The 24,333-nt window shown below is 62.4% G+C and carries 24 protein-coding genes; 9 read left to right on the forward strand and 15 right to left on the reverse strand.

Annotated elements, in window-relative coordinates; all coding sequences use genetic code 11:
- Positions 1–18 precede the first annotated feature (18 nt).
- The 3 genes from P3T24_RS29425 to aspT (P3T24_RS29435) form a co-directional block, all read right to left on the reverse strand.
- On the reverse strand, positions 19–1,668 hold the full coding sequence (locus P3T24_RS29425; RefSeq protein ID WP_429411185.1) for a bifunctional aspartate transaminase/aspartate 4-decarboxylase: 1,650 nt from the start codon (positions 1,666–1,668) through the stop codon (positions 19–21).
- A gap of 121 nt (positions 1,669–1,789) precedes the next feature.
- Positions 1,790–3,475 (reverse strand): aspartate-alanine antiporter, encoded by a 1,686-nt coding sequence (gene aspT, locus P3T24_RS29430; RefSeq protein WP_429440171.1) that lies wholly within the window; start codon positions 3,473–3,475, stop codon positions 1,790–1,792.
- A 213-nt stretch (positions 3,476–3,688) separates the two neighbouring features.
- A complete protein-coding gene (aspT, locus tag P3T24_RS29435) occupies positions 3,689–5,371 on the reverse strand; it encodes an aspartate-alanine antiporter (RefSeq protein WP_429440172.1) in 1,683 nt (560 codons plus the stop codon).
- A 545-nt stretch (positions 5,372–5,916) separates the two neighbouring features.
- Between aspT (P3T24_RS29435) and P3T24_RS29440 the strand changes: the two genes are divergently transcribed.
- Both P3T24_RS29440 and P3T24_RS29445 read left to right on the forward strand, forming a co-directional pair.
- On the forward strand, positions 5,917–6,993 hold the full coding sequence (locus P3T24_RS29440; protein WP_429440174.1) for a LysR family transcriptional regulator: 1,077 nt from the start codon (positions 5,917–5,919) through the stop codon (positions 6,991–6,993).
- A gap of 30 nt (positions 6,994–7,023) precedes the next feature.
- Positions 7,024–8,022: a 2-hydroxyacid dehydrogenase gene (locus tag P3T24_RS29445; RefSeq protein ID WP_429440176.1), complete on the forward strand. Its 999-nt coding sequence runs from the start codon at positions 7,024–7,026 to the stop codon at positions 8,020–8,022.
- Here P3T24_RS29445 and P3T24_RS29450 read toward each other — a convergent pair.
- On the reverse strand, positions 8,019–8,510 hold the full coding sequence (locus P3T24_RS29450) for a plasmid fertility inhibition factor family protein (RefSeq protein WP_367946958.1): 492 nt from the start codon (positions 8,508–8,510) through the stop codon (positions 8,019–8,021). The genes P3T24_RS29445 and P3T24_RS29450 overlap by 4 nt on opposite strands.
- A gap of 205 nt (positions 8,511–8,715) precedes the next feature.
- Between P3T24_RS29450 and P3T24_RS29455 the strand changes: the two genes are divergently transcribed.
- Both P3T24_RS29455 and P3T24_RS29460 read left to right on the forward strand, forming a co-directional pair.
- Positions 8,716–9,525: a crotonase/enoyl-CoA hydratase family protein gene (locus tag P3T24_RS29455; RefSeq protein WP_429440177.1), complete on the forward strand. Its 810-nt coding sequence runs from the start codon at positions 8,716–8,718 to the stop codon at positions 9,523–9,525.
- A 186-nt stretch (positions 9,526–9,711) separates the two neighbouring features.
- Positions 9,712–10,878, forward strand: coding sequence for an MFS transporter (locus tag P3T24_RS29460; protein ID WP_429286529.1), 1,167 nt, complete (start codon positions 9,712–9,714; stop codon positions 10,876–10,878).
- A gap of 21 nt (positions 10,879–10,899) precedes the next feature.
- On the opposite strand, the gene fahA is transcribed toward P3T24_RS29460, so the two are convergent.
- The 3 genes from fahA to P3T24_RS29475 all read right to left on the reverse strand — a co-directional run bounded on the left by fahA (position 10,900) and on the right by P3T24_RS29475 (position 15,075).
- Entirely contained in the window at positions 10,900–12,216 is a 1,317-nt protein-coding gene (gene fahA / locus P3T24_RS29465) for a fumarylacetoacetase (protein WP_429440179.1), read from the reverse strand.
- Positions 12,213–13,607 carry a homogentisate 1,2-dioxygenase gene (gene hmgA / locus P3T24_RS29470; protein WP_429440181.1) on the reverse strand — a complete coding sequence of 465 codons (1,395 nt, stop codon included), beginning with the start codon at positions 13,605–13,607 and terminating at the stop codon, positions 12,213–12,215. Before hmgA ends, fahA begins: the two co-directional genes overlap by 4 nt.
- 112 nt (positions 13,608–13,719) lie before the next feature.
- Positions 13,720–15,075: an MFS transporter gene (locus tag P3T24_RS29475; RefSeq protein ID WP_074265778.1), complete on the reverse strand. Its 1,356-nt coding sequence runs from the start codon at positions 15,073–15,075 to the stop codon at positions 13,720–13,722.
- A gap of 279 nt (positions 15,076–15,354) precedes the next feature.
- Between P3T24_RS29475 and P3T24_RS29480 the strand changes: the two genes are divergently transcribed.
- Complete coding sequence (locus P3T24_RS29480; RefSeq protein WP_429440183.1) at positions 15,355–16,188, forward strand: EAL domain-containing protein; 834 nt, start codon at positions 15,355–15,357, stop codon at positions 16,186–16,188.
- Between the two features lie 34 nt (positions 16,189–16,222).
- Here P3T24_RS29480 and P3T24_RS29485 read toward each other — a convergent pair whose 3' ends face one another.
- Positions 16,223–17,008: an IclR family transcriptional regulator gene (locus tag P3T24_RS29485; protein WP_429440204.1), complete on the reverse strand. Its 786-nt coding sequence runs from the start codon at positions 17,006–17,008 to the stop codon at positions 16,223–16,225.
- A 103-nt stretch (positions 17,009–17,111) separates the two neighbouring features.
- Between P3T24_RS29485 and P3T24_RS29490 the strand changes: the two genes are divergently transcribed.
- Entirely contained in the window at positions 17,112–18,302 is a 1,191-nt protein-coding gene (locus tag P3T24_RS29490) for an acyl-CoA dehydrogenase (protein WP_074265780.1), read from the forward strand.
- Positions 18,303–18,404: 102 nt separating this feature from the next.
- On the opposite strand, the gene P3T24_RS29495 is transcribed toward P3T24_RS29490, so the two are convergent.
- Entirely contained in the window at positions 18,405–19,043 is a 639-nt protein-coding gene (locus P3T24_RS29495) for a peroxiredoxin (RefSeq protein WP_429440185.1), read from the reverse strand.
- Positions 19,044–19,390: 347 nt separating this feature from the next.
- On the opposite strand from P3T24_RS29495, the gene P3T24_RS29500 reads away from it, so the two are divergent.
- The 3 genes from P3T24_RS29500 (at position 19,391) to P3T24_RS29510 (ending at position 20,735) form a co-directional block, all read left to right on the forward strand.
- Complete coding sequence (locus tag P3T24_RS29500) at positions 19,391–19,693, forward strand: DUF883 family protein (protein WP_008919742.1); 303 nt, start codon at positions 19,391–19,393, stop codon at positions 19,691–19,693.
- 121 nt (positions 19,694–19,814) lie between these two features.
- Positions 19,815–20,201: a phage holin family protein gene (locus P3T24_RS29505; RefSeq protein WP_429286676.1), complete on the forward strand. Its 387-nt coding sequence runs from the start codon at positions 19,815–19,817 to the stop codon at positions 20,199–20,201.
- Positions 20,202–20,273: 72 nt separating this feature from the next.
- Positions 20,274–20,735: a DUF3318 domain-containing protein gene (locus P3T24_RS29510; protein WP_074265782.1), complete on the forward strand. Its 462-nt coding sequence runs from the start codon at positions 20,274–20,276 to the stop codon at positions 20,733–20,735.
- Positions 20,736–20,807: 72 nt separating this feature from the next.
- On the opposite strand, the gene P3T24_RS29515 is transcribed toward P3T24_RS29510, so the two are convergent.
- From P3T24_RS29515 to nrdR, 6 genes are all read right to left on the reverse strand, one after another.
- Positions 20,808–21,290 (reverse strand): type IV pilin protein, encoded by a 483-nt coding sequence (locus P3T24_RS29515; protein ID WP_083611482.1) that lies wholly within the window; start codon positions 21,288–21,290, stop codon positions 20,808–20,810.
- A gap of 12 nt (positions 21,291–21,302) precedes the next feature.
- Complete coding sequence (locus tag P3T24_RS29520; protein WP_429440186.1) at positions 21,303–21,908, reverse strand: pilus assembly PilX family protein; 606 nt, start codon at positions 21,906–21,908, stop codon at positions 21,303–21,305.
- Positions 21,905–22,714, reverse strand: a complete 810-nt coding sequence (locus P3T24_RS29525; protein ID WP_074265783.1) for a type IV pilus assembly protein — start codon at positions 22,712–22,714, stop codon at positions 21,905–21,907. Before P3T24_RS29525 ends, P3T24_RS29520 begins: the two co-directional genes overlap by 4 nt.
- Positions 22,711–23,136 (reverse strand): type IV pilus modification PilV family protein, encoded by a 426-nt coding sequence (locus tag P3T24_RS29530; protein WP_254368881.1) that lies wholly within the window; start codon positions 23,134–23,136, stop codon positions 22,711–22,713. The genes P3T24_RS29525 and P3T24_RS29530 overlap by 4 nt, the downstream gene beginning before the upstream one ends.
- Positions 23,133–23,699 (reverse strand): GspH/FimT family pseudopilin, encoded by a 567-nt coding sequence (locus tag P3T24_RS29535; RefSeq protein ID WP_074265785.1) that lies wholly within the window; start codon positions 23,697–23,699, stop codon positions 23,133–23,135. The genes P3T24_RS29530 and P3T24_RS29535 overlap by 4 nt, the downstream gene beginning before the upstream one ends.
- Before the next feature lie 148 nt (positions 23,700–23,847).
- Positions 23,848–24,330, reverse strand: a complete 483-nt coding sequence (gene nrdR, locus P3T24_RS29540; protein WP_074265786.1) for a transcriptional regulator NrdR — start codon at positions 24,328–24,330, stop codon at positions 23,848–23,850.
- Between the last annotated feature and the right edge of the window lie 3 nt (positions 24,331–24,333).

The raw sequence follows: 24,333 nt of genomic DNA on the forward strand, positions 1-24,333 counted from the left end.
GATTGCCCGCGCTTGTGCTTATTTCACCGCATGTTTGTCGAGCTTGCCGCCCGTGTCCTTGTTGTACCGTTCGACATACTCCTCGATCAGCCTGCGCATCGCCCGGCCGATCTGGCGATAGTCCGACTCGTTGAGGTTCGCGAGCGACACCCGCCCCGACGGATGCTGCGTGCCGAAGCCCTTACCCGGCAGGAGCACCACCCGCGCCTCGCGCGCGAGCCGGAACAGCAGCTCGCTCGGCTCGGTATTCTTGAGCAGCCACTCCACGAATTTGCGCCCGAACATCCGTTCCCCGAGGAACTCGATATCGAGAATCGTGTAGTAGTCGACCTGGTTCGGATCGTCGTCCTTGAACGAGATGCCGACCTCTTCGTACAGCGCCTCCTTGCGGCTGCGGATCAGGCGCTTCAGCGCGTTCTTGTACGCGTCCGGCGTATCCATCAACGAGAACAGCGAGAACAGCACCATCTGCACCTGCTGCGGCGTCGACAGACCGGCCGTGTGATTCAGCGCGACGGTGCGGCTGTCGGCCACCAGCCGGTCGATGAACTTGAGCTTGTCCGGCTCGGTCGTGATCGATTCGTAGCGCGTATGCAGTTCCTTCTTCACGTCCTTCGGCAATTCTGCGAGCAGTCTGTCGAGCACATTGTCGCGATGCGTCGCGATCGTGCCGAGACGCCAGCCGGTCGCCCCAAAGTATTTCGAGTACGAGTACACGAGGATCGTGTTTTTCGGCGCCAGCGCAAACAGCGACACGAAGTCGTCGGCGAAGGTGCCGTAGACATCGTCGGTGAGCAGGATCAGGTCCGGGCGTTCCTTGACGATCTCGGCGATGTATTGAAGGCTCTCGTCACTGATCTTCACCGAAGGTGGATTGCTCGGATTGACGAGGAAGAACGCCTTCACCTTCGGATCACGCAGCTTGTCGAGTTCCTTGTTCGAATATTGCCAGCCGCTTTCCACCGTAGCCTCGAGATTCACGACATTGAGCTGGTAGTCGTTCAGACGCGGAATCTCGATGTACGGCGTGAAGATCGGCATGCCGAGCGCGATGGTGTCCCCAGCCTTGATCAGGTGGTTTTCGCGCATCGTGTTGAAGATGTACGTCATCGCCGCGGTGCCGCCCTCCACCGCGAAAATGTCGAACTCGCCGACAAACGGATGCTTGCCGACCATCTCGCGCCGCAGGTACTGGCCGACAATCACCTCGGAGAGCTTCAGCATGCGGTCCGGCACCGGATAGTTCGAGGCAAGGATGCCTTCGCACATTTCGTACAGGAAATCCCCAGCGGAAAGACCGAGTTGATCGCGCACATACGAAACCGCGCCTCTCAGAAAATCGATCCCTGGCACACCTTTGTTTTCGCGCAGGAACAGATCGAAACGCTCGGTCAGTCCTTCGCGGCGCGGAAAGCCGCCCACACCCTCGGGCATATACGCGAACGAGCGCTCCGACTCGCGCATCGCAAAGAGACCGAGTTGCCAGAAGCCGTGGCGCGGAATGGTTGCCAGAAAGTTCGGGTTGCCGCGGCCGGCATTGAGCATCGAGACGTTTGCGGGACGCTCGACCGCGCCGCCGCCGGCGGCCTTGATCAGTTCATCCTTCAGTTCGAACGGGCTGAGTGCTGCCAGCTTGTCCTGTTCGGTTTCGCCTTTGCCTTTTGCCATGATGCATTCTCCATTCAAGGGTGGGATGCGCCGGCGGGCGCGCTCCTGCGGCAGCGCCGGCGTGAAGGAATTAAGGGTTGCGAATCAAGCCTTGATCGAACCTTGTGAGAGTGAGCCAGCGTCAGACGAGACCCACGACAAGCGGCCCAAGCAGGGTCAGCGCCACATTGGCGATCGCATAAGTGATGGCGAACGGCACGGTGGGCACGGCGCTCTCCGCCTTGTCGAGCACACCGCCGAACGCGGGGTTCGCACTGCGCGAGCCGGACAGTGCACCGGCCAGAATCGCGGCGTTCCGGTAACCGAGCACGTAGCGGCCGAACAGCATCGTCAGCAGCAGCGGGAATAGCGTGACGAACACGCCGAGCAGGAAGATCGTCATGCCGCTCTGCTTGACCGTGACCACTGCCTGCAAACCGGAGTTCAGGCCCACGACCGCGACGAACGCGGCAAGGCCAAAGTCCTTCAGCAATTGCGAGGCGGCCGAGGGCAGCACGCCGTACATCGGATGCTTGCCGCGCATCCAGCCGAACAGCAGGCCGGCCAGCAGGCAACCGCCACCCGAGCCAAGCGTCAGCGGAATGCCGCCCACATCGAGCACAACCAGACCAATCAGCAAACCGAGTACGAGGCCCACGCCCATGTAGATAAAGTCAGTCTTGTTGCTGTACGGCAGTTCGTAGCCGGCAGCATCGACCGCGCGTTTGGTGTCTTTCGGCGAGCCGTAGAACGTGATCACGTCGCCGTGTTCAAGCCTGGTTTCCGGCAGGATGGGCAGCGGCTGGCCGGCACGCGTCGCGCCCTCGATATACACGCCGTGACGCAGATCGCGATCCACGTTCTGGCGCACTTCCGCGATCGTGGTGTGATTCATGCCCTTGCGTGTGAACACGCCCTGACGGGTCTGCATCACGATGCTGACGCCATCGGTTTCCGCGAGTTCGTCGCCGATCAGATTCCACAGGCCGACCACGCCTTCGCGACGCCCTACTACCAGCACCACGTCATCCGCTTCGAGCACGAGATCCGGAGCCGGCTCGAGCGCCTTGCCGCCACGGCGGATGCGCTCGATCGTAATCATGTCTTTCTGCGCCAGTTCGATCTCGGAGACCTTGCGACCCGCGCCGGTTCCCACCCGGTACGCGCGTCCCACGACCTCCGGCAACGCCGACAGTTGACCGGCTGCCTGTGTCGACGCATTGCCCGCCAACTCCTTTTCGGCCTCGATCGACGCCTCGCGCAAGCCCTGCCCCATGAACTTCGGCAAGATATTCACGCAGACGATGATCGCCCCCAACGAGCCGAACACATAGGTAACGGCATAGGCAATTGCCACGTCGGATTGCAGCGACTTGATCTGATCGAGCGGTAAATCAAGCCGCGCGATCGCGTCACCCGCTGTGCCGATGATGGCCGACTGGGTCAACGCACCGCCCGCGAGCCCTGCCGCGAGCCCCTTGTTGAGGTGAAAAAGCTTCGCACACACAATGACCGTGATCAGCGCCGATACGGCCAGGAAAATCGCCATCGCGATCTCGCGCAGCGTCTTGCGATTGAGCGAGTTGAAGAAGCCCGGTCCGGAGTCGTAGCCGACCGCATAAATGAACACGGCGAACATCACGGACTTCACCCCATTGTCGATCGTGACCCCGGCCTGACTGATCACCACCGCGGCAAGCAGCGAACCGCCCACACCGCCCAACTGGAACTTGCCGAAATTGATCTGGCCGATGTAGTAGCCCACTGCCAGGGAAAGAAACAACGCGATCTCAGGTGACTTATGAAAGATGTTGTGTAGCCAGTCCATCTTGCCCTCGCAATAAATATTGACCGGACTGCCCGGTGTGATGGCCGATGGAAGTCAGCGTTGCGGCACTCCCATCTGCGCCCTTGATTGCGCTAGCCATGCGCCAAACCTGCCCCGCGCGTCATACACCGCGCATTCGTGCGATGCGCTTTCGTGCACCGCGCGGCATCTGTTCCACGCGCGGCGTCTGTGCTGCGATTGCTGTCACTGTGCTTATCCGAACTTGCCCGCAAGGCCGACGACCACCGGCCCCATCAACGGCAGCAGAATGTTGGAAAGTGCGTAGGTGATCGTGTAGCCGATCACCGGCGTCGAATTACCGGTGACGCCGACCAGCGCGCTGATGGCCGGCGTGCTGCACTGCTGCCCGGCAATCGCACCGAGCAACATGGGGGCATCCAGTTTGAGAAACATGCGACCGATCCACAGCGACAGCAGCCCAGGAATCAGCACCATCAGGATCCCTACGAACGGCAACGCGACGCCGTATTCGCGAACCAGCTTGATCGCATCCGGCCCAGCTGAAAGACCGACCGCAGCAATAAAGGTGGCAAGACCGAAGTCCTTCAGGATCTGCGCGGCGGCGGACGGCAACGAGCCGATCAGCGGATAGCGCGAGCGGATCCAGCCGAACAGCAAACCGGACAGCAGGCAGCCGCCTCCTGTACCCAATGCGACCGAAACACCGCCGATCCGGCCGCCCAGATGTCCGATCGCCATGCCGGCCAGCACGCCCAGTCCGAGATAGACGAAATCCGTTTTCTGGGTAGGCGGCAGCACATAGCCGAGCTGACGCGCACCGCGCGCCACATCCGCCTTCGCGCCAACCAGGGTCAGCACGTCACCGCGGTTCAGTTCGGTACCGGGTAGGGCAGGAATCCGCGTTTCGAGACGTGTTACCGCGGCGATGTAGACACCTCGCCCTTGCTCCGGTCCCGCCTGTTCGCGCAGTTGGGCAACGCTTTGACCGTGCACCTCGCTCCGCGTCAACACCACGTCCACGCGCTCGACCGGCAGCGCGCCAAAGCGCGCATCGGCGACCTCCGTGCCGATTGCCGCAGCCGCCGCGACCAGCGCCTCGCGGCGGCCGGCCACCAGCACGAGATCGTCGGCTGCCAGCAGCACGCCAGGGGCGATGGGCACACTCGCGCCGTTCCGGTCGACCTGTTCGACTGTCAGATTGGAACCGTAACGCTGTTCGAGCAGCCCGATCGACAATCCCGCTGCGGGACCGACGCGAAACGCCCGCCCCACCAAAGCAGGCGCACCCATCCGTTGTCCTTCGTCTAGCGCACCGTCACCGCCGAGCTTGTGCCACACGCGTTCCGCTTCTTCGCGCAAATTGACGCGCAGCAGCAGCGGCGCAAACTGGCTCGTAAACAGCACGATTGTGATCAGGCCAAACAGGTAGCTGACGCTATAGGCGGTCACGATGTTGGCCTGCAGACGCGCCGTTTCGGCGTCGGCAAGCCCAAGTTTGGAGATCGCCTCGGAAGCCGTGCCGATCACTGCCGACTCCGTAGCGGCGCCCGCCAGCAACCCGGCGGCGGTACCCGCATCGAGACGCAGCGCGAACACCGCGACCATGAAGAGGATCAGCACGGAAACGATTTCGACTATCGACAGCAGTCCATAGCGCCAGCCACGTCCGATGTTGGCGAAAAACTGCGGACCGCCGGTGAAGCCCAGCGCGAAGATGAACAATGCAAAAGCGATATTTTTCAGATCGGGCGCGAGGCGGGCGCCGGTTTGACCCAACAGTAGCGCCACGATCAACGTACCGCAGACACCGCCAAGCTGAATGGGTCCGATCTTGAATGAGCCAATGAAATATCCGAGCGCAAGGCTCGCGAACAACGCGATTTCCGGTTGCGACCTGAGCAATTCGCCGATCATGTTCCGGTTCGTCTCTTTACGGTGAATTCAGAATATTTATGAGAAAAAATAGCCTTGAAATTCTCAAAAGCCCATTTCGGGATATTTTTGAGCTAGGACGAGCTACTGCATCAAAGGGGCGCAACATCCACCATTCGATTCAGGTTTTATTGCACCTTCATGACGGGCCATGAAGACGTTTAACGCCGTCATGCGGCAGTGCGGTGAAGACGTGCAGTACAGCTCATATTGACGACACGCATCGATTGCCTCGTGAAGTGGCCCAACACCTTATGCAAAGGTTATGGGCATGATTGCACCGTCGAATTGTTTGACTAATTCAGAATAATTCCGCCAATCCCTAATTCATTACAGACAGGTGGCGGAATGTACACACTTCCAAATTCAGCATGCCTTATCAATAAATATTGTAATTTTTTGAAATAGTCAATATTATTTTCAACAGAAGACGCAAGACCAGGATCCCGGGCGATTCCGAATTGGCCCGCATGCCGCTACGTGGCTCATAACGTGGCCTTCCAACAAATACACGAGGGCGGTTTTCAATGAACCAGATTCATGCAATGCGCGTTTTCGTCAGGGTGGCCGAGACTGAGAGCTTTCGCCGCGCCGCCCAGCAACTCGAGGTGTCGAACGCGCTGGTCACGCGCGCCATCGCCACGCTCGAAGCTCATCTGAAAACCCGGCTCATCAATCGGACCACCCGCAATGTCGCCCTGACCGAGGCCGGCACGCGTTACCTCGAAGGATGCCGTGGGCTGCTGGAAGAACTGGACCGTCTGGAAACCGCATTGGGCGATACCCAGGCCGAGCCTGGCGGTACGTTGCGCCTCGTCGCTTCCGGTGCGCTCTCGCTGCTTTCGCTGACACCCTTGCTCGACAGCTTTCGCAGGCTGTATCCGAAGATCAAGGTGCGGCTCACGCTGACCGACCGGCGCGTCGACCTGATTGAAGATGGGTACGACGTCGGTATCGTCACCGGCTTCACGGCACCAAGCCACGATCTGGTCGAACGGCCAATCGGCACGCATTCGCTGGTGGTCTGCGCGGCGCCTGCGTATCTCGCCGAGCACGGCGAGCCGCAACTGCCCGAACAACTGGCATTGCAAGCGTTTGTCGCGCTGCCATCGGAGCAAGGCAGCATCACCTGGCATTTCAGTGGGCCTTCGCATCGCACCGAAGAGGTCACACTTCAACCGGTGTATTCCGTCAACAACGCGCAGATGGTGCGGCTTGGGGTGCTGGCCGGTATGGGCATTGCGATTCTGCCATGGCAGATGGTGGCCGACGATCTCGCCGCCGGTACCTTGAAGCGAATCATGGCGGATCATCGCGTGGACGATCCCGACCTCAAGGTGTCGATCGTGTATCCGAACCGGCAGTTCCTGCCGGCGAGGACACGCTCGTTCGTGGAGCATACGCTCGAGCATTTCAGCCGTGTGGCGGCAGGCCCGTGGGACGCATCCGACGCCGCAGACATCGCAGGTATTGCGGACGCCGCCGTCGACGCCTCACGCATGCCGGACACGAATGGCGTATCCATGCCGGAACCGCCAGCACAGACGCCACCACCCATGGCGAAAGAAATGCGCACCGGTCTGCATGCGCCGCGGGGGGCTTAAACTATCGGCATCCCGTCGGTGGAGGCTCCCATGCGCATGATCCTGTTCAGTAGCCGTCAGTACGACAGCGAGACATTTCGCGAAGCGAACACCGCGCATGGCTACGATCTGCACTTTCAGGAGTCGCATCTCGACGCGGAAACCGCCGTGCTGGCAGACGGCTTCGAGGTGGTCTGCCCGTTCGTCAACGACTGTGCCGACGCAGCGGTTCTGGAGCGGCTGCATGCCGGCGGCACGCGCCTGATCGCACTGCGCTCGGCGGGCTTCAATCACGTCGACCTGGCTGCGGCTGAACGCCTGGGCATCACCGTGGTGCGCGTACCAGCCTATTCGCCGTATGCCGTCGCCGAACACGCGGTGGGGCTGATTCTCGCCCTCAACAGGCGCCTGCCGCGCGCCGCAGCGCGAACCCGCGAAGGCGACTTTTCGCTGCATGGGTTGCTCGGTTTCGACCTGCATGGCAAGACGGTCGGCGTGGTCGGCACCGGCATGATCGGCCGGGTGTTCGGGCGCATCATGGCCGGCTTCGGCATGCAGATCCTCGCATACGACCCCGGCACGCCGGCAGAGGACCTGCTGGCGCTTGGCGCGCGCTATGTGCCACTCGATACGCTGCTTGCCGAAAGCGATGTCGTCAGCCTGCACTGTCCGCTGGTGCCAGACACTTACCATCTGATCGACGATAGCGCGCTGGCCAAAATGAAGCGCGGCTCGATGCTGATCAACACGGGCCGGGGCGGCCTCGTCGAAAGCAATGCGCTGGTCGGCGCGCTCAAGAGCGGCCAGCTCGGCAACCTGGGGCTCGACGTCTACGAGGAAGAAGGCGGCCTGTTCTTCGAGGACCATTCCAACCGGCCGCTGCAGGACGACGTGCTGGCGCGCCTCCTGATGTTCCCGAACGTGATCGTCACGGCTCACCAGGCGTTCTTCACCCGCGAGGCGATGAACGAGATCGCGCAGACGACACTCGGCAACGTGGCCGCATGGCTCGCCGGTACGCCGCGCAACATGGTGCAGGCGCGCGGCTAGCGCCCTCGCCCATCCATCGCAGTGCGAACCGCCGTGCGCGCGTCGTCCGCGGCGCCGCATACTTCACGCAGCAACGCGACTTCGCGCTCATGGACTTCTACCGGAAACCAGCGTGCGCCCGCTTCGGCCAGATAGCGCGCGCGATGCTGGCCATTGCGGAACGCCACCACCCCCTCGTGCTCGAGTCCGAGCCAACCCATCAGGCCCGGCGCGCGGCGCTTCGAGATGGTCACATATGGCATCTGCGGGATGCGCGGATTGGCGGGATCGAGAAACTCGCGAATGCCACGCACCTTACCGGTGTGCCATTCGTTGACGGGTTTCAGCACGTAGTCGGTATTGTCGCGATCGGCGCATTCGAGCAGCTTGCGCGCATCGACGAGCACCACCTGGTGACGGGTGCCGTCGGCGACGAACACACGCTTGAGACGGACGTGGTCGTACCACGCATGTTCAGACAGCGGAACGATCCAGATAGGTTCCGCCATGGAGGATTCGAGAGTCGGCGTGGGTGATGACATGGACAATAACAGGTGCAGACTCAATGGGCCGGTGCACCAGCACGCGGCACGCTAAAAAAGCGCTTACGCTACGGGTGCCCTGTGAAGTATATGTGACAACGCCCTGCATTAATCAGTCAGCATGTGGCGTATATGGCGTATGTGGCGAAGACGAATAACAGTGGAGACGGCGATGACTTCAGAACACTTCGGCGACCACGTGCGGATCGAAGCAAACGATGCGGTTGCCACGATCGTGCTCGAGCGGCCCGCGCGCCGCAACGCGGTGGACCGTCCGACTGCGGACGCGTTGCGAGCGGCGTTCGAGCGTTTCGAAGCCGAGTCGGCGTGGCGGGCGGCGGTCCTGTTCGGCGCGGGCGGCACCTTCTGCGCGGGTGCCGACCTCACCGCGCTCGGCGACGAGACCCGTCGCAACGAACTGCACGCCGACGGCAGCGGTCCCGGGCCGATGGGTCCGACCCGCATGGTATTCACCAAGCCCGTGATCGCCGCGATTGCCGGGTACGCCGTCGCGGGCGGCCTCGAACTCGCGGCCATGTGCGACCTGCGGGTGGTCGAAGAGGATGCGGTGCTAGGCGTCTTCTGCAGACGGGTCGGCATTCCGCTGATCGACGGTGGCACGATCCGGCTGCCGCGGCTGATTGGCTTGTCGCGCGCGCTGGATCTGATCCTGACGGGGCGCGCAGTCGGGTCGCAGGAAGCGCTGGCGTTCGGGCTCGCGAATCGGGTAGTGGCAACCGGCACCGCGCGCACCGCTGCCGAAAAGCTTGCCGCAGAACTGGCGACACTTCCCCAGGCCGCATTGTTGGCGGACCGTTGCTCGGCTCTCGAAAGCAGCGCCCTCGACGATCTGTCCGAGGCCTTCCGCCGCGAGGGCGAGGGAGGATATCAAGCGGTATTCGCGGAGGGAGTAGCAGGCGCGCTGCGCTTTGCCGAGGGCGCCGGACGACATGGCGACGCACTTGAACCCGGCGGCGGCTAACCTCGCCGGCAGCCCTGCGGGGCAACGCCTTCAACGAAAAACAACAACTTGATCGCGCCCCACCTACGCCGTTTTGGCTTAGGTACAATCCCTTACTTGTTTGCCCTGCCTGCGCTCGCGCTCTCACTTCGAAAACGCGCGCCGGCAATGCGTGGAATGCGCAGCCTTCGTACCGATCTCCACATCATGCCTTTGCCTCTGCTCGCCCTTGCTGTTGCCGCGTTTGGAATCGGTACCACGGAATTCGTCATCATGGGCTTGCTGCCCGACGTGGCACGCGACCTCGCCGTCTCGATCCCCGCAGCCGGCATGCTGGTGTCGGCCTATGCGCTCGGCGTGACGATCGGCGCCCCGATCGTCGCCATCGCGGTCGCCAATATGCCGCGCAAAAAAGCCCTGATGAGCCTGATCGGCGTGTTCATCGTCGGCAACCTGCTATGTGCCATGGCGCCCAACTACGGTGTCCTGATGGTCGCGCGCATCGTGACGGCGTTTTGCCATGGCGCCTTCTTCGGGATCGGCTCGGTGGTCGCAGCCGGCCTGGTGGCGCCGAACCGGCGGGCCCAGGCGATTGCCCTGATGTTCACCGGTCTTACGCTCGCCAACGTGCTCGGCGTGCCGCTTGGCACCGCGCTAGGTCAGGCCGTCGGCTGGCGGGCCACGTTCTGGGCTGTAACCGTCATCGGCATGCTGGCCGCCGCAGCGTTGGCCGTGTGCCTGCCCGCAAAGATCGAGATGCAGAAGGCGAGCCTTCTGCGCGAGTTCAGCGTGTTGAAAAACCCCCAAGTGGTGATGGTGCTGGGCATCAGCGTGCTGGCCTCGACAAGCCTCTTTTCCACCTTCACCTACATCACACCGATCCTCGAAGACGTCACCGGTTTGACGCCGCATGCCGTCACGCTGGTGCTGCTGTTGTTTGGCCTCGGGCTGACGGTGGGCAGCACGCTCGGCGGCAAGCTCGCCGACTGGCGCCTGATGCCTTCGCTGGTGGCGTTCCTGCTCGCCATCGTAGTGATCCTGACGATCTTCGCCGGCACGATGCACTCGGCCGTGCCCGCGATGGCCACGATCTTCATGTGGGGTGTGCTCGCCTTTGCAATCGTGCCGCCGCTGCAGATGCTGATTGTCGATCGTGCGAGTCATGCGCCGAACCTCGCTTCCACGCTGAATCAGGGTGCCTTCAATCTGGGCAATGCCACCGGCGCATGGCTCGGCGGCATGGCGATTGGCGCGGGCGCGCCATTGACCACGCTGCCGTGGGTCGGCGTCGCCGCTGCGGTCGGCGCGCTCGGGTTGACGCTGTGGTCGGCTTCGCTGGAGCGGCGTACGCCGCCTGCTGCGGTGGCCGGTTAACCCGCAGCGCGCTTCCTGCTTCTACTTGTGCGTGTGCGCCGGCAGAATTTCCCCGACGCACTTGCCGAAACCCACCCGGTAACCATCGCCCTGGCACCATCCTGCGAGCGTCAGTTCGTCGCCGTCCTCGATGAACGCACGGCTGCCGCCTTCTTTCAGCTCTAGTGGATTCTTGCCGTTCCACGTCAGCTCCAGCAGGCTGCCATACGCGTCTTCGGCCGGTCCGCTGATCGTGCCCGAGCCCATCAGGTCGCCCACCCGCGCGTTGCAGCCGGATACGGTGTGGTGCGCCAGTTGCTGCGCCATCGTCCAGTACATGTGACGGAAATTGGTGCGCGAGATGGTGGTCGCCTGTTGCGCCTGCTGAGGACGTAGCGTGACTTCGAGCGCAATATCGAACGCGTGCGCACCGTCATGCCGCAGATACTCCAGCGGTTGAGGTTCCTGCATCGGTTGTGAAACGCGGAACGGCTCAAGCGCGTCGAGCGTGACGATCCATGGCGAAATGGTCGTGGCGAAAGTCTTGGCGTTGAACGGTCCGAGCGGCACGTATTCCCATTGCTGGATGTCGCGTGCGCTCCAGTCGTTGAGCAGCACCATGCCGAAGATGTGGTCCTCCGCGTCGGCACACGCAATCGGCTCGCCAAGCGTATTGCCGCGACCGACGATAAAGCCGGTTTCCAGTTCGATATCCAGCTTGCGGCACGCACCGAATACCGGGCGCTCCTGGTCGGGCAGCTTGAGCTGACCGTTCGGACGCCGTACCGGCGTGCCGCTCACCACCACCGATGAAGCGCGCCCGTTGTAGCCGATCGGCATTTCCAACCAGTTCGGCAGCAACGCATTCTTAGGATCACGGAACATCGAACCGACGTTGGTCGCATGCTCCTTCGACGAGTAGAAATCGGTGTAGCCAGGAATCTGTACCGGCAGATGCAGCGTGGCGTCGGCCTGCGGCACCAGCGCTCGTTCGCGCAAGCCAGCGTCGTCGCGCAGCGTAGCGGTCTCGCGGGCGAGCAGGCTGCTCAACTGGATCCGCACGCTGCGCCACGCGTCGCGGCCGAGGGCAATGAAATCGTTAAGCGTGTCGCGAGAGAAAACGTCCTGACTTGCTGCCGCACCCGGCAGACGCAGCAAACCTGCCGCTTGCAGCACCGCCAGGTCGACAATCGTGTCGCCAATCGCCACACCCGCGCGCGGCGCGCCCTCGTGCGCGTCGCTGAAAATCCCAAACGGCAGATTCTGGATCGGGAAGTCGCACGCGGGCTCGTTCGCCGCTTCGATCCAGCTTTTGCGCGACGCATCGAGCGTCGCCTGAAGATCGCTCGATACCTTCATCGCTGCTCCGGGTTGAAGTGTTTCTTGAGACCTTGCCAGCACTCGTAGTAATGCGCCTGCAGTTGCGCCGTTTCCAGCGCGAAACGAGTCGGCTTGATCAGCGTGCGGGTTTCGAACATGAAAGCCATCGTGTCGCCAACCCTATGCGGCTTCGAGGTGTCGCTATGCGAAGCTTTCTCGAAGGTATCCGCATCCGGACCATGACCCGACATGCAGTTGTGCAGACTCGCGCCGCCCGGCACAAAGCCCTCGGCCTTTGCGTCATAGACGCCGTGCACCAGCCCCATGAATTCGCTCGCCACATTGCGATGGAACCAGGGTGGGCGGAAGGTATCTTCCGCAGCGAGCCAGCGGGGCGGGAAAATCACGAAGTCGATCGTGTCGACGCCGGGCGTATCGCTCGGTGAATGCAGCACGAGGAAGATCGACGGATCGGGATGATCGAAGCTGATCGAGCCGATCGTGTTGAAGCGGCGCAGATCGTATTTGTACGGCGCGTAGTTGCCGTGCCACGCGACCACGTCGAGCGGCGAGTGGCCGATGTCCGCACGCCACAGGTTGCCGTTGAGCTTCGCCACGAGTTCGAAGGCGCCTTCGCGATCTTCATATGCCGCTTGCGGTGTGAGAAAGTCGCGCGGGTTGGCGAGACCGTTCGAACCGATCGGCCCCAGATCCGGCAGACGCAACAAGGAGCCGAAGTTCTCGCAGATATAGCCGCGCGCTGTGCCGTCCGGCAGCGAAACAGCAAAGCGCACACCACGCGGGATTACAGCGATCTCGAATGGTTCGACGTCGATCAGCCCCAGCTCCGTTGCGATGTGCAGACGCCCTTCCTGCGGCACGATCAGCAGCTCGCCGTCGGCGCTATAGAAGAAGCGGTCCTGCATCGAACGGTTGGCCGCATACAGATGAATCGCGCAGCCGCTCATCGCTTCGGCCGAGCCGTTGCCGGCCATCGTCACCCAGCCGTCGGTGAAATCGGTCGGCTCGGCAGGCATTGGCAGCGGATCCCAGCGCAACTGGTTGGGCGGGGTCGGCGGCACGTCGTGGAAGTTCGCGACCAGACGGTGCGAAGGCAGCGCGGTAAAGGGCTGATGCACCGCCGCCGGACGGATCCGGTACAGCCACGAGCGACGGTTGTGGCTACGAGGCGCGGTAAAGGCCGTGCCCGACAGTTGCTCGGCGTACAAACCGTAGGGCGCCCGCTGCGGCGAATTGCGGCCTTGCGGTAACGCTCCCGGCAGCGCTTCGGTGGCGAACTCGTTGGCAAAGCCCGATTGATAGCCCGGCACGATGTCAGGGCGCGCGCTGTGGTCGACCCGCTGGCCGGCGTGCCCGCTCGCGTGACCGCCGAGAGTCACGTTCGAAGGCTTGTATGTGGGGTTGTTCATGCAGGTTCTCCGTTAAAACTCCGGCCTGTGGCAAGCCGCAAGCCGCTTTTAGACCGCTTCCAGATCGCACTTGCCTTTATCAGGCCACGTTGATGCCCTCTTCGGCTTGTCTTTAGAACGCTTGCGCCGCTGCGCCATCGCGTTGCCGCGTCGCACCGGCCAAGGCAATTACCAGTAACGCCGAGCACAGCACCGGCACGGCGGCCGCATGAAACAGCGCAGCGTTGGACCAGTTAAGCGCAATCAGTTGACCGCCGACGAGCGGCCCGATCACCGAGCCGATTCGTCCGATGCCCAGACTCCAGCCGATGCCCGTCGAGCGTAACGAGGTCGGGTAGAAATGCCCGGCGAGCGCATTGACGGCAGGCTGGCCGCCGACCACGCAGAAGCCGCCGGCGAACACCACGACCAGCAGCCACGGCAGCGCATGAGCGACCATGCCGATCATGCCGACCGTCAAAGTGGCAGCGACAAAACAGACGAACAGCACGCGTACAAAGCCAAAGCGTTCGATAAACCAGCCGAGCAGTAGCGTCCCCACCACGCCCCCGGTCTGCAGCACGGTCCCGACGATCACCGCTGTGGCAGGCGTATAGCCGGCCTCGTGCATGACGGTAGGCAACCAGTTCGACAGGAAGTACAGATCGATCAGGTTCATGAAGCTGATGGCCCACAGGATCAGCGTCACCGGCGTGCGGCCGGCGCGAAACAGTTCCGCAACGGGCGCGCCGCTCGCGGCCTTTTCGCGCACGACGAGGCGCGTGTCAGCGCCGATGGGCAGACTCGGATCGAACCGGCTGAGCCAGCGCAGGGCGCGTTCGTGACGGCCCTTGAGCACCAGAAATTGCAGCGATTCCGGCAACGCCGCCAGCATCGCGAAGGCAAGCAGCAACGGCACCGTGCCGCCTACCCAGAACACCGCACGCCAGCCGTACGTCGGGATCAACGCCGCGCTGATGAAGCCGCCCAGCGCCGCGCCAAGCGTGAAGCCACACGACACCAGCATCATCCGTTTGACGCGGTGCGCGGTGCTCGAGAATTCGCCGACCAGCGCCATCGCGTTCGGCATGATGCAGCCGAGCCCGAGGCCCGTGACGAAGCGCAGCGCAAGCAAGGCGGGGATCGTCGTCACGAGTGGTGTCGCCAGCATCGCCAATGCGAAGAACAGCGTCGCGCCAATCAGCACTGGCCGCCTTCCAATGCGGTCAGCCAGCACCGACAGCGCTAGCGCCCCTAGCAGCATCCCGAACAGGCTCGCACTGAACACCGGGCCGAGCGCCGCCTTCGACACGTGCCATTCGCCAATCACGCTCGGCGCCACATAGCCCATCGCCTGCGCGTCAAAACCGTCGATCACGAGACACAAGCCGCACAACACGAGCAACATCAACTGAAATGCCGGGTGATGCGTTTCGCCGAGCACGCGCTCCACTTCGATTACGTTGGCAGACCCTGGTTGGGCGTTCATCGAGTCGTCTCCTCGTCCTGACTGCATCGGACTGTTTAGTGGCGCGTACGGCTCCGCAATCTCGGGCGCACATGGCTTCACCATCGCGGCTATCCCGCAATTTACGAATGGTAAAACGAATTACGAATAGTGAAATTAACGTTAACCCTGAATTTCCATACGAACCCCATATGGTTATCAGCAATTAGTTCATGACGCCGTTGTGCGGACTGCTACCATCAATAGATGCGGCCCAGGGCCGCGCTTCGACGCGCCAACGATGCGCCACCACAACCACTCATGATTCCGCAGACTGTCCCCCAACTCGTCGCACGTGCCGCCGAACATCCGTTTCTCGGCGAGTATCTGACGCTGGGCGAGGGCATCCATCACGACACCGCGGTCGCTCATTTCGACGGGCTCGAACTCGCAAGCGCCTATGAGCCGATCTTCGATATCAGCGTGCACGCGCTGGCCCAGTCGCTCTCTTCCGCGCCGGAGAGCGTGGACCGGTTCGGCGACGAACTCGGATTCCAGGCCGTCACGCGGAGGCTCGACGGCGAGCCCTTCGACCCGCTCGCCCCTTTCGACCGGATCGAAGACGACCCGCAACTGGTCACACTGGATCGCATGTCGCGCGCGCTGCACGCGATCAATTTCTTCGGTGCGCAACGTCACGGGCTGCTGTTTCTGCGCGTCCACGAACGTCTGCTGAAGAGCGTGAAGTACGACCACGGCCGGCACTTCTCGACGGTGCTGGTTTCGTTTGGGCTTAATCCATCGCGGATTGTCATCGAGTTGCCGGCGGCAGCGGTCGCGCACCGCACCTTCCTCGGCTATCTGACGAAGAGTTATCAGCGGTATGGGTTCAAGGTGGCGGGCAATCTGCCGAATGCCGGTCAGATTCTCTCTGTGTCCGACATGGCGCGGCTCGACTTCATCAAGATGGATGCGGGCCTCGCGTTGCGCGATGCGATGGTGAAGCCGCTAGTGGGTTATGCGAACCGGCTGCGGATACCGTTGATCTTCAACCGGGTGGCAACCGAAGCTCAGTTCGAGCTGCTGCAGCAGTATGACGTGCGCTTCGTGCAGGGACCGCTCTTTGCGGTGCACAGTCATGATGGGGCGGTTTGAGGTTCGGCGGAACGTGTCCTCCTGCTGCGATGCCTCAGCCCGTGTCTCCCAGCCGGCGCGCCAGCGCCTTCAGACGCGGTCCGACCGTCTCGCGAAACACCTCTTCCCCCATCGACGAAGCCGGCCCGCTGCAACTGAGCACCATCCAGCGACCCTCGCGCGGCTCGCGAAACGGCACCGCGACCGCATTGACATCGTCGTGCCAGTCGCGAAACGAGTAGCAGCAGCGTTCACGGGAGAACGCTTCAATCTCCTTCTGCGCATCCGCCACCAGCGCGGCGCCCTCCTCGCCGGCCGCATTCTTCAACTCCGCCAGCAAAGCCGTGCGCATATCGAGCGGTTGGACCGCGAGATACGCGCGCCCCATCGAACTGGTCAGCATCGACAGCTTCGACCCGGACGCGAGGCCAAGCGTGAGCGCTGTCTCGCTGCGGATCGTTTCCAGATAGATCATGTCGAGGCCGTCGCGACATCCCAGCGATACCGCCGCCCCCACCTCGCGAGCGAATGTGCGCATGTGCGGCCGGGCAAGTTCGAGCGTGTCGGTACCCGAAAGCAGCGCGAAGCCAAGTGACAGCACCCCGGCGTCGAGCGCATATTTGCCTAACGTCTCGTCGAGACGCAGATAGCCCAGCACCGTCAGCGTGTAAGCCAGACGATTGACGGTGGCCTTCGGCAAGCCCGTGCGTTCGACGAAATCGCGGTTGCCGAGCATTGTCTCGCCGGGCCGGAACGCGCGCAGGAGATCAAGACCGCGAGCGAGTGCGACGACAAATTTGCGCTCGTCCAGGGGATCGAGGGGAGTAGATGCAGGCATCAGCGGATGATACACTCAGGGCTCATTTGCAAAACATTGTTTCGCATAGCGGAACTCAAGTCAAGCGTTTCAAGTCACTCAAGATTCGATTCAGGAGATACGCATCATGGCCGACGCCGCGCAGTTTCACTGGGAAGACCCGCTGTTGCTCGATCAGCAGCTCACCGAAGAAGAACGCATGGTGCGCGAAGCCGCCGCAGCCTATGCGCAAGACCGGCTGCAGCCGCGCGTGCTGGAAGCGTTCCGGCATGAGAAGACCGACATCGAAATCTTCCGTGAAATGGGCGAACTCGGGCTGCTCGGACCGACCATTCCCGAGGAATACGGCGGCCCGGGCCTCAACTACGTGAGCTACGGGCTGATCGCGCGTGAAGTGGAGCGCGTCGATTCCGGCTACCGCTCGATGATGTCGGTGCAGTCGTCGCTGGTGATGGTGCCCATCTACGAATTCGGCTCGGATGCGCAGAAGGCCAAGTATCTGCCGAAGCTCGCCACCGGCGAGTGGATCGGCTGTTTTGGCTTGACCGAGCCGAACCATGGCTCCGATCCGGGCAGCATGGTCACGCGGGCGAAGAAGGTCGACGGCGGCTTCTCGCTCTCGGGCGCAAAGATGTGGATCACCAACTCGCCGATCGCCGACGTGTTCGTCGTGTGGGCCAAACTCGAAGAGAACGGCAAGGACGCGATTCGCGGCTTCATTCTGGAGAAGGGCTGGAAAGGCCTGTCCGCGCCGACGATTCACAGCAAGGTCGGCTTGCGCGCCTCGATCACCGGCGAGATCGTCATGGACGAAGTGTTTGTGCCGGAAGAAAACATGCTGCCGAAGGTGAGCGGCCTCAAGGGTCCGTTCACTTGCCTGAACTCGGCGCGCTACGGCATTGCCTGGGGTGCGCTCGGTGCTGCCGAAGCCTGCTGGCATACCGCGCGCCAATATGTGCTGGACCGCAAGCAGTTCGGCCGGCCGCTCGCCGCTAACCAGTTGATCCAGAAGAAGCTTGCCGACATGCAGACCGAAATTACACTCGGGCTGCAAGGCGTGCTGCGCCTCGGCCGTATGAAGGACGAAGGGACCGCGGCTGTCGAGATCACCTCGATCATGAAGCGCAACTCATGCGGCAAATCGCTTGAGATCGCGCGGCTCGCCCGCGACATGCTGGGCGGCAACGGTATCTCCGATGAATTCGGCATCGCACGGCATCTGGTGAACCTCGAAGTTGTAAATACCTACGAAGGTACGCATGACATCCATGCGTTGATTCTCGGTCGCGCGCAGACGGGGATTCAGGCGTTCTTCTGACCGTCTTGCGGCGGAAAGGCGAGTTCAGCCCAGTTGATCTCCAAATGTAAAAGGCCAACCGCAAGCGGTTGGCCTTTTACATTGCCGTAGAACTTACGCGACTTACTTGTTCGGCTGCGGCGTCAAACGCAGATACGGACGCAGTGCCTTGTAGCCCTTCGGAAATTTCTGTTTGATCACTTCCTCGTCCTTCAGCGACGGCACGATCACGACGTCATCGCCCTGCTTCCAGTTACCCGGTGTCGCCACCTGATGGCTGTCGGTAAGCTGCAACGAGTCGATCACGCGCAGCACCTCGTCAAAGTTACGGCCGGTGCTGGCCGGGTACGTAATGATCAGACGCACCTTCTTCTTCGGATCGATCACGAAAAGAGAACGGACCGTGAGCGTCTCGTTTGCGTTCGGATGGATCATGCCGTACAGCTCGGAGACCTTGCGGTCGCCATCGGCAAGAATCGGAAAGCCGACGCTGGCGGCCTGCGTCTCGTTAATGTCCTTGATCCATTCCTTGTGTGACTCCGCGTTGTCGACGGAGAGCGCGATGGTCTTTACATTGCGTTTTTCAAATTCGCTGGCAAGCTTTGCCGTCAACCCAAGCTCGGTGGTGCAAACAGGCGTGAAGTCTGCCGGGTGGGAAAACAGCACGCCCCAGCTATCGCCCAGCCATTCGTGGAACTTGATACGGCCCAGGCTCGATTCCTGTTCGAAGTCCGGTGCGATGTCGCCAAGACGTAGACTCATGATGCATGCTCCTTAGTTTGTTTGGACGGTCCGTTCAGGCTTACGCCTGCGGTACTCCGCAAATTTAGAGCATACGGGAGCGCGCGTACACCACGAACGAACATCGCGTCACAACTTTATGAGTTTTTGTAATTTCCGCTGGAATAGAGGAAACTTTGCGGGACAGATCAACTCCATCATGATCTGAGGCCAGCCACGCGCGCGCACGAAGCAAAAAAATCGTGCTCGGCGGCCCGCGGATCAACCGGGAATGGTTCGTGCGTTAGTCGGCATATGCCTGCTGCGCTCGCCACCTGACGTTTCTTTGGTTACGATTCACGCATGACATACCAAGATGGGAGCTGTAAATGTCGGAAGTCAACAAGGAGAGATTGATGTCGGATATCAAAACCGTCCTCGCGGACGCTGAAGACCTGCTGAAACAGGCCGCGAGCGCCACCGGCGAACGCGCTTCCGAACTGCGTGAAACGGCGCTGACGCGCCTGAAACAGGCCAAGGAAAAGGCCGCTGACGTGCAGGTCGTGGTGGTCGAAAAAGGCAAGAAGGCTGCCCGTGCAACGGATGACTACGTGCATGAGCATCCTTGGGCTTCGATCGGCATCGCCGCGGGCGTTGGTGTTCTGGTCGGCCTGCTGATCAACCGCAAGTAAAAACAGTCGGTATTGCCGGGCGATTTTGCCGGCATGCCGCTGACTCAGGTTGACCGGCGCAGCCATGGCCGGTCCGCTTCTTCTGGCGCATCTCACGCATCTCAGGCAACGCGCTCAAGCCATGACGATCGACAATCAATCGCAGCGCGTGGAGCACAGTCCATTGCGCCGCATCCTCAGTTCCGTGTTTGCGATTTTGCAGACGCGGCTCGAACTGATCGGCATCGAACTCGCCGAGGAAAAAGACCGCCTGCTCGGTGTGCTGTTTCTCGGACTCGCCGCCATGATGCTCGCCACCATGGCATTGATCGCGCTGACGGCGCTGATTGCGATCGCCTTTTGGGACACTTACCGGTGGCAGGCGCTGGCCGGCATTACAGCGGTCTATGCAATCGCGGCGATCGCCTGTGCACTAAAGGCGCGCAGCGGTTTGCACAATGCACCGTTGGTGTTCGAAGCCACGCTCGCCGAGTTCGAAAAGGACCGCGAGATATTTCGCAAACCGTGACATCCTGATCCAGGCCCGGCGACGGCGCGCCAACGCCGTTGGCCTTCCCGACCACCCCTGCTGCCAGACATCATGAGCCCCAGCCACCCCGATACCGCCTTTCGCAGCAAACGCCCGGCCGCCCGCGATCTGAGCGCGCCGCATCTGCGCGCGTTGCGCAAGGAACTGCTGCTGGTACGCGCGGACGTCGAGCGCATGGAGCTCGCGCAGGCCACGGTCGACTTGCGTCAGGCGGTGACGCACTTCAGTTGGCTCAAGTTCATCGTGCCGGGCTTTGCCGGCATGCGCTGGGGTAAAGCCCGGAGCGCCAGCGCGGGGATTGGCTCGCTGCTGAAGGAATATCCGCTGATCAGCTCGATTGCTTCGATGCTGCTTGCCAAGCCGTTGCGGGCAACGGTCGTGGCGAGCGCGAAGCCGGTGCTCAAGTGGGGCAGCCTTGGGCTGGCGGCATGGGAAGCGTATCGCATCTGGCAACAGATGAAGAACGAGTCGCGCCGGACGACGGGCGATGTCGTGGGCGAGCGTGTGGATTGAGTCTGGCGTCTGGCGGGCGCGGGCGGCTCGTGACTGGCTGGATCCGGATGGCGGCCCTTCAGGACGATGGACTTATCTCGTATTCCAGCAGACGTCTGAGTCTGCCGTTGCCACCCCCTCTGCGGTGCGATTGGCCCGTGAGCCGGTTGCATCGAGTATGAAACTCCCGCACGGGTCGTCGCTCATCGGCCCTGTCTCTGTGGGGTTAGCCTCCACCGCGTAGCCACCGTTTGTTTCGTCTGCTGGAAGCGTGCGCAAGCGGTAGACCGCTGTCCCGAAAGGCGGCGCCTGATCCAGACCGACCGGCAGCGGACTCACCTCGCCGGGGGCGCCGGCTTCGATAAACTGCGCGGCCCGATAAAGCGCCGATGCTGCGTCGACCCGATGCGAACGGGCGACATGTCCGCGATACGACGGCACAGCGTAGACCACCAGTATTGCGGCGATTGCGAGCGCAATGATCAGTTCGAGCAGCGTGAAAGCCTTGGCGGCATCGAAGGCCCTGAAGGCCGAACGATGCGCTTTCGAGTTCGCATGTGAATAGTGCTCATTCATACCGTTACTTCTCTAAAACGGGCGTGCAGCGACCCGCCGCCAGTGCCGCTCGATCTTCTCGCCGTCCACGACCAGTTCCAGTTGCAGCCACGTCTGCGTCTCCTGGGTGCGGCCGAATCCCCGTGCGGTTAGCAGATACGCCTTTGCCTCGGGACGCGTTGTCAGTTGCCAGGCTTCCACCAGGCATTGCGGGGGAGAGACTGAGCCGGGCCACTGTGCAATTGGTGTAAAAGCTCCGGCGGAGAAGGTCGGCTCGAGCTTCCATCCGGCTGGCTCGGCGGCGATTGCGATTCCACCGACGACGGGTGCCGTGCCCGACAGAACCGCCCGGGCGCATAAGGTAAGCGCCGAATCGGCGGCGTGGAAGGCTTGCAAGGTCTCCCGAAGGTTGTTCGTGGAGCGCGACGCCGCCAATGAGGCTTCGAACGAGGCGGCCGACGTCACCAGCATCATCGATGAGATCAACAGGACGATTGGCAAGGCTGCGCCGCGCACGCGTTGGGTGGACGCGCCGTGATCGGGCATATGCGAGGCACGGCGTAGGCCGGGAAAGCGCAGCGACGCTTGCGCCAGCGGCCGCTCCACCGACGCCGGGTCGTTTGACTGGCAGGTCGTCATAACGCGTCGCCTTCGTTGTTCCGAAGCGCCACACGCCGCCAGAAGGCCTGCCGCGCGCGCATGTCCGTTCCGATGACGCTCGCACCGTCGCAATCGACGTAACGCACGCGCCGGCCCTGCGGTGCACCGCGCACCAGCACGCAGAGGTCTACGGCAACGACGTTCGCCCATTGGGCTGTTGCGACTGCGGACGCATCCAGCGCGCTTTGTGCGCCCGCGAGCCAATACCGGATCCGTAGACGCTCGACGCCCTCCACCAGCGGCTGCGCCGAACCGGATTTGCCGTTGCCGTCGCAATACAGCTCAAATTCGCTCGTCGAGCCGCTTTGCTTCGCATAGAACCGATTGACGATCAACATGCGGCCCGCACCGAATGCTGCGTCGCCGATGCTCACCGCCTGGCCGAGACAATCGGTCGACTGCCCGGTCGACGACGGCCACGTCGAAACGTTATCGCCGACATACCGAATCGCAATGCCGTCCGACCGACTGGCCAGCGCTTCGCACGTGGGGTTGTCGTCGGCGCCCGTGGGCCTCGCAGACGAACATCCGAACAGAGTCGGTCGGAGTTGCGGCAAAGGTGCGTCAACGGGAATGAACCCGGTCATCTGGAGCTGCTGACCGATCACCGTAAGCGCTGCCAGACCCGCTTCGCGCATCTGTAGCGCGTCGCCGGCTTCGCCAAACGCTGCCCGTTGCGAGCGATACAGCGAAACGGCGCCAGCGGTCACGACGAGCCCCAGCGCCAGGGCAATCGTCACTTCGACGAGCGTATGGCCGCGCGGAAAAATGGCACGTAGTTTCATTTGACAAACGCCACGACAGAACACGACAGTCCAGCGGCAACCGGCAGATCGCCGCACGAATCGGGCTTGTCTATCACCTGCACCGATGCGGGCGTCTTGGCCACAGCCGACCATATGACGCGCGCGAACGAGACTCCCCCGCCGTGCTCGCTGATCGACGCGTCGCCCTTCGGCAGCAGACTCGCGGTGCGATCGCTCCACTGTCGCAAGGCGGTGTCGCCATCTGCCGGTGCGCGTGCCGCTTCCGCCAAGGCGTCCGACAGAAGTGCGGCGTGTTCCCGCAGTGCTGCAGCACGTGTGTCTCGCGCAATCCATAACTGCGTCGCAATCAGGCCGAGGGCCGTGACTGCTGTCAGCGCAACCGCAAGCATGACCTCGATCAGCGATGCGCCGCGCGACCATCTGGCTTGTGCAGCGTTCATGACGTTGCTCCGCATGCGCCGTCGACGATGCGCGGCCGTCCACCCGCCGCGATACGGATGCAGCGCCGCCACGACTGCCCTTGTGTCGCCCGCGAAGCGGCGTGCGGTGCGATGTCGAAGTTACGGAAGCTGCCGATCAACTGACCGGAGGGCGGCGTGAACGTGAGATTCGTCTCGATCCCGGCAATACTCACCGCAGCCAGTTCGGCCTGCGCACGTAACACCGATGGCGTTCCAGCGCGCTCGACCATCACTGCCCATCCGCATGACCAGTCCGCCAATCCGGTGCGGCAAGCTTGCCCGGAGGCAAGACAGTGCCGCGCCGCGTCGACCCGGCACACAGTCACACGCACACCGCGCCTGACGGCTTCGCTGCGCGCGTATGACAACGTCGAAAGGAGGGCTCGCGCACGCGCATCGACCTGGTCGCGCGTATGCCACGCGACGAACGATGGTGTCGTCATAACCGCAATGACCGCCAGCACGGCAACCACGACCAATGTTTCGATCAACGTAAAACCGCGGGCCACGCGCGGTAAATCTGCATCCTGCTTCATCTGCATTCCTCAACTTCAAAAGAATGCGATCAATTTACGCAAGCAGGAGTGCGTCGACAATCTGCCGAACGGCCAGGTAGCGGACGAGCGGCGTCACCCGCAACAATGTCGGTGACGACTACAGGGAGAATAAAAGATGCTATTGCGCGAACAATCAGCGCTTGCGGGTAGGCTTGGGCGGCGTCGCCGCGCGGCGAAACTCTTCGATGACGTCTTCGAATTCAGACACGTCCTCGAAACGCCGGTAGACAGAAGCAAAGCGCACGTAGGCAATCGTGTCGAGCGCACGCAACTCGTTCATCACGAGTTCGCCAAGACGCTCGCTGCGCACTTCGCGCTCGCCACTACCCAGCAGTTGGTATTCAATACGGGCGACAGCCGCGTCGACCGCGTCCGCCGCAACCGGGCGCTTGCGCAGCGCCAGTTGCATGCTCGCGACGATCTTGCGGCGATCGAATTCGGTGCGGCTGCCATCCTTCTTGACGACCGACGGCAACGCCAGCTCGACCCGCTCATACGTCGTAAAACGTTTGTCGCAGGCCGGGCAGCGGCGGCGCCGGCGAATCGCGGCGCCGTCCTCGGATACGCGCGAGTCCACGACCTGCGTATCGTCATGCCGGCAGAAGGGGCAGCGCATCGC

It is taken from the genome of Paraburkholderia sp. GAS33 (assembly GCF_050436645.1).
Lineage (GTDB): Bacteria > Pseudomonadota > Gammaproteobacteria > Burkholderiales > Burkholderiaceae > Paraburkholderia > Paraburkholderia phenazinium_B.

What these genes read in the sequence shown, in the direction of transcription:
- P3T24_RS29425 (WP_429411185.1), bottom strand. Translation starts at nt 1,668, where the DNA reads ATGGCAAAAGGCAAAGGCGAAACCGAACAGGACAAGCTGGCAGCACTC.
- aspT (WP_429440171.1), bottom strand. Translation starts at nt 3,475, where the DNA reads ATGGACTGGCTACACAACATCTTTCATAAGTCACCTGAGATCGCGTTG.
- aspT (WP_429440172.1), bottom strand. Translation starts at nt 5,371, where the DNA reads ATGATCGGCGAATTGCTCAGGTCGCAACCGGAAATCGCGTTGTTCGCG.
- P3T24_RS29440 (WP_429440174.1), top strand. Translation starts at nt 5,917, where the DNA reads ATGAACCAGATTCATGCAATGCGCGTTTTCGTCAGGGTGGCCGAGACT.
- P3T24_RS29445 (WP_429440176.1), top strand. Translation starts at nt 7,024, where the DNA reads ATGCGCATGATCCTGTTCAGTAGCCGTCAGTACGACAGCGAGACATTT.
- P3T24_RS29450 (WP_367946958.1), bottom strand. Translation starts at nt 8,510, where the DNA reads ATGGCGGAACCTATCTGGATCGTTCCGCTGTCTGAACATGCGTGGTAC.
- P3T24_RS29455 (WP_429440177.1), top strand. Translation starts at nt 8,716, where the DNA reads ATGACTTCAGAACACTTCGGCGACCACGTGCGGATCGAAGCAAACGAT.
- P3T24_RS29460 (WP_429286529.1), top strand. Translation starts at nt 9,712, where the DNA reads ATGCCTTTGCCTCTGCTCGCCCTTGCTGTTGCCGCGTTTGGAATCGGT.
- fahA (WP_429440179.1), bottom strand. Translation starts at nt 12,216, where the DNA reads ATGAAGGTATCGAGCGATCTTCAGGCGACGCTCGATGCGTCGCGCAAA.
- hmgA (WP_429440181.1), bottom strand. Translation starts at nt 13,607, where the DNA reads ATGAACAACCCCACATACAAGCCTTCGAACGTGACTCTCGGCGGTCAC.
- P3T24_RS29475 (WP_074265778.1), bottom strand. Translation starts at nt 15,075, where the DNA reads ATGAACGCCCAACCAGGGTCTGCCAACGTAATCGAAGTGGAGCGCGTG.
- P3T24_RS29480 (WP_429440183.1), top strand. Translation starts at nt 15,355, where the DNA reads ATGATTCCGCAGACTGTCCCCCAACTCGTCGCACGTGCCGCCGAACAT.
- P3T24_RS29490 (WP_074265780.1), top strand. Translation starts at nt 17,112, where the DNA reads ATGGCCGACGCCGCGCAGTTTCACTGGGAAGACCCGCTGTTGCTCGAT.
- P3T24_RS29495 (WP_429440185.1), bottom strand. Translation starts at nt 19,043, where the DNA reads ATGAGTCTACGTCTTGGCGACATCGCACCGGACTTCGAACAGGAATCG.
- P3T24_RS29500 (WP_008919742.1), top strand. Translation starts at nt 19,391, where the DNA reads ATGTCGGAAGTCAACAAGGAGAGATTGATGTCGGATATCAAAACCGTC.
- P3T24_RS29505 (WP_429286676.1), top strand. Translation starts at nt 19,815, where the DNA reads ATGACGATCGACAATCAATCGCAGCGCGTGGAGCACAGTCCATTGCGC.
- P3T24_RS29510 (WP_074265782.1), top strand. Translation starts at nt 20,274, where the DNA reads ATGAGCCCCAGCCACCCCGATACCGCCTTTCGCAGCAAACGCCCGGCC.
- P3T24_RS29515 (WP_083611482.1), bottom strand. Translation starts at nt 21,290, where the DNA reads ATGAATGAGCACTATTCACATGCGAACTCGAAAGCGCATCGTTCGGCC.
- P3T24_RS29520 (WP_429440186.1), bottom strand. Translation starts at nt 21,908, where the DNA reads ATGACGACCTGCCAGTCAAACGACCCGGCGTCGGTGGAGCGGCCGCTG.
- P3T24_RS29525 (WP_074265783.1), bottom strand. Translation starts at nt 22,714, where the DNA reads ATGAAACTACGTGCCATTTTTCCGCGCGGCCATACGCTCGTCGAAGTG.
- P3T24_RS29530 (WP_254368881.1), bottom strand. Translation starts at nt 23,136, where the DNA reads ATGAACGCTGCACAAGCCAGATGGTCGCGCGGCGCATCGCTGATCGAG.
- P3T24_RS29535 (WP_074265785.1), bottom strand. Translation starts at nt 23,699, where the DNA reads ATGCAGATGAAGCAGGATGCAGATTTACCGCGCGTGGCCCGCGGTTTT.
- nrdR (WP_074265786.1), bottom strand. Translation starts at nt 24,330, where the DNA reads ATGCGCTGCCCCTTCTGCCGGCATGACGATACGCAGGTCGTGGACTCG.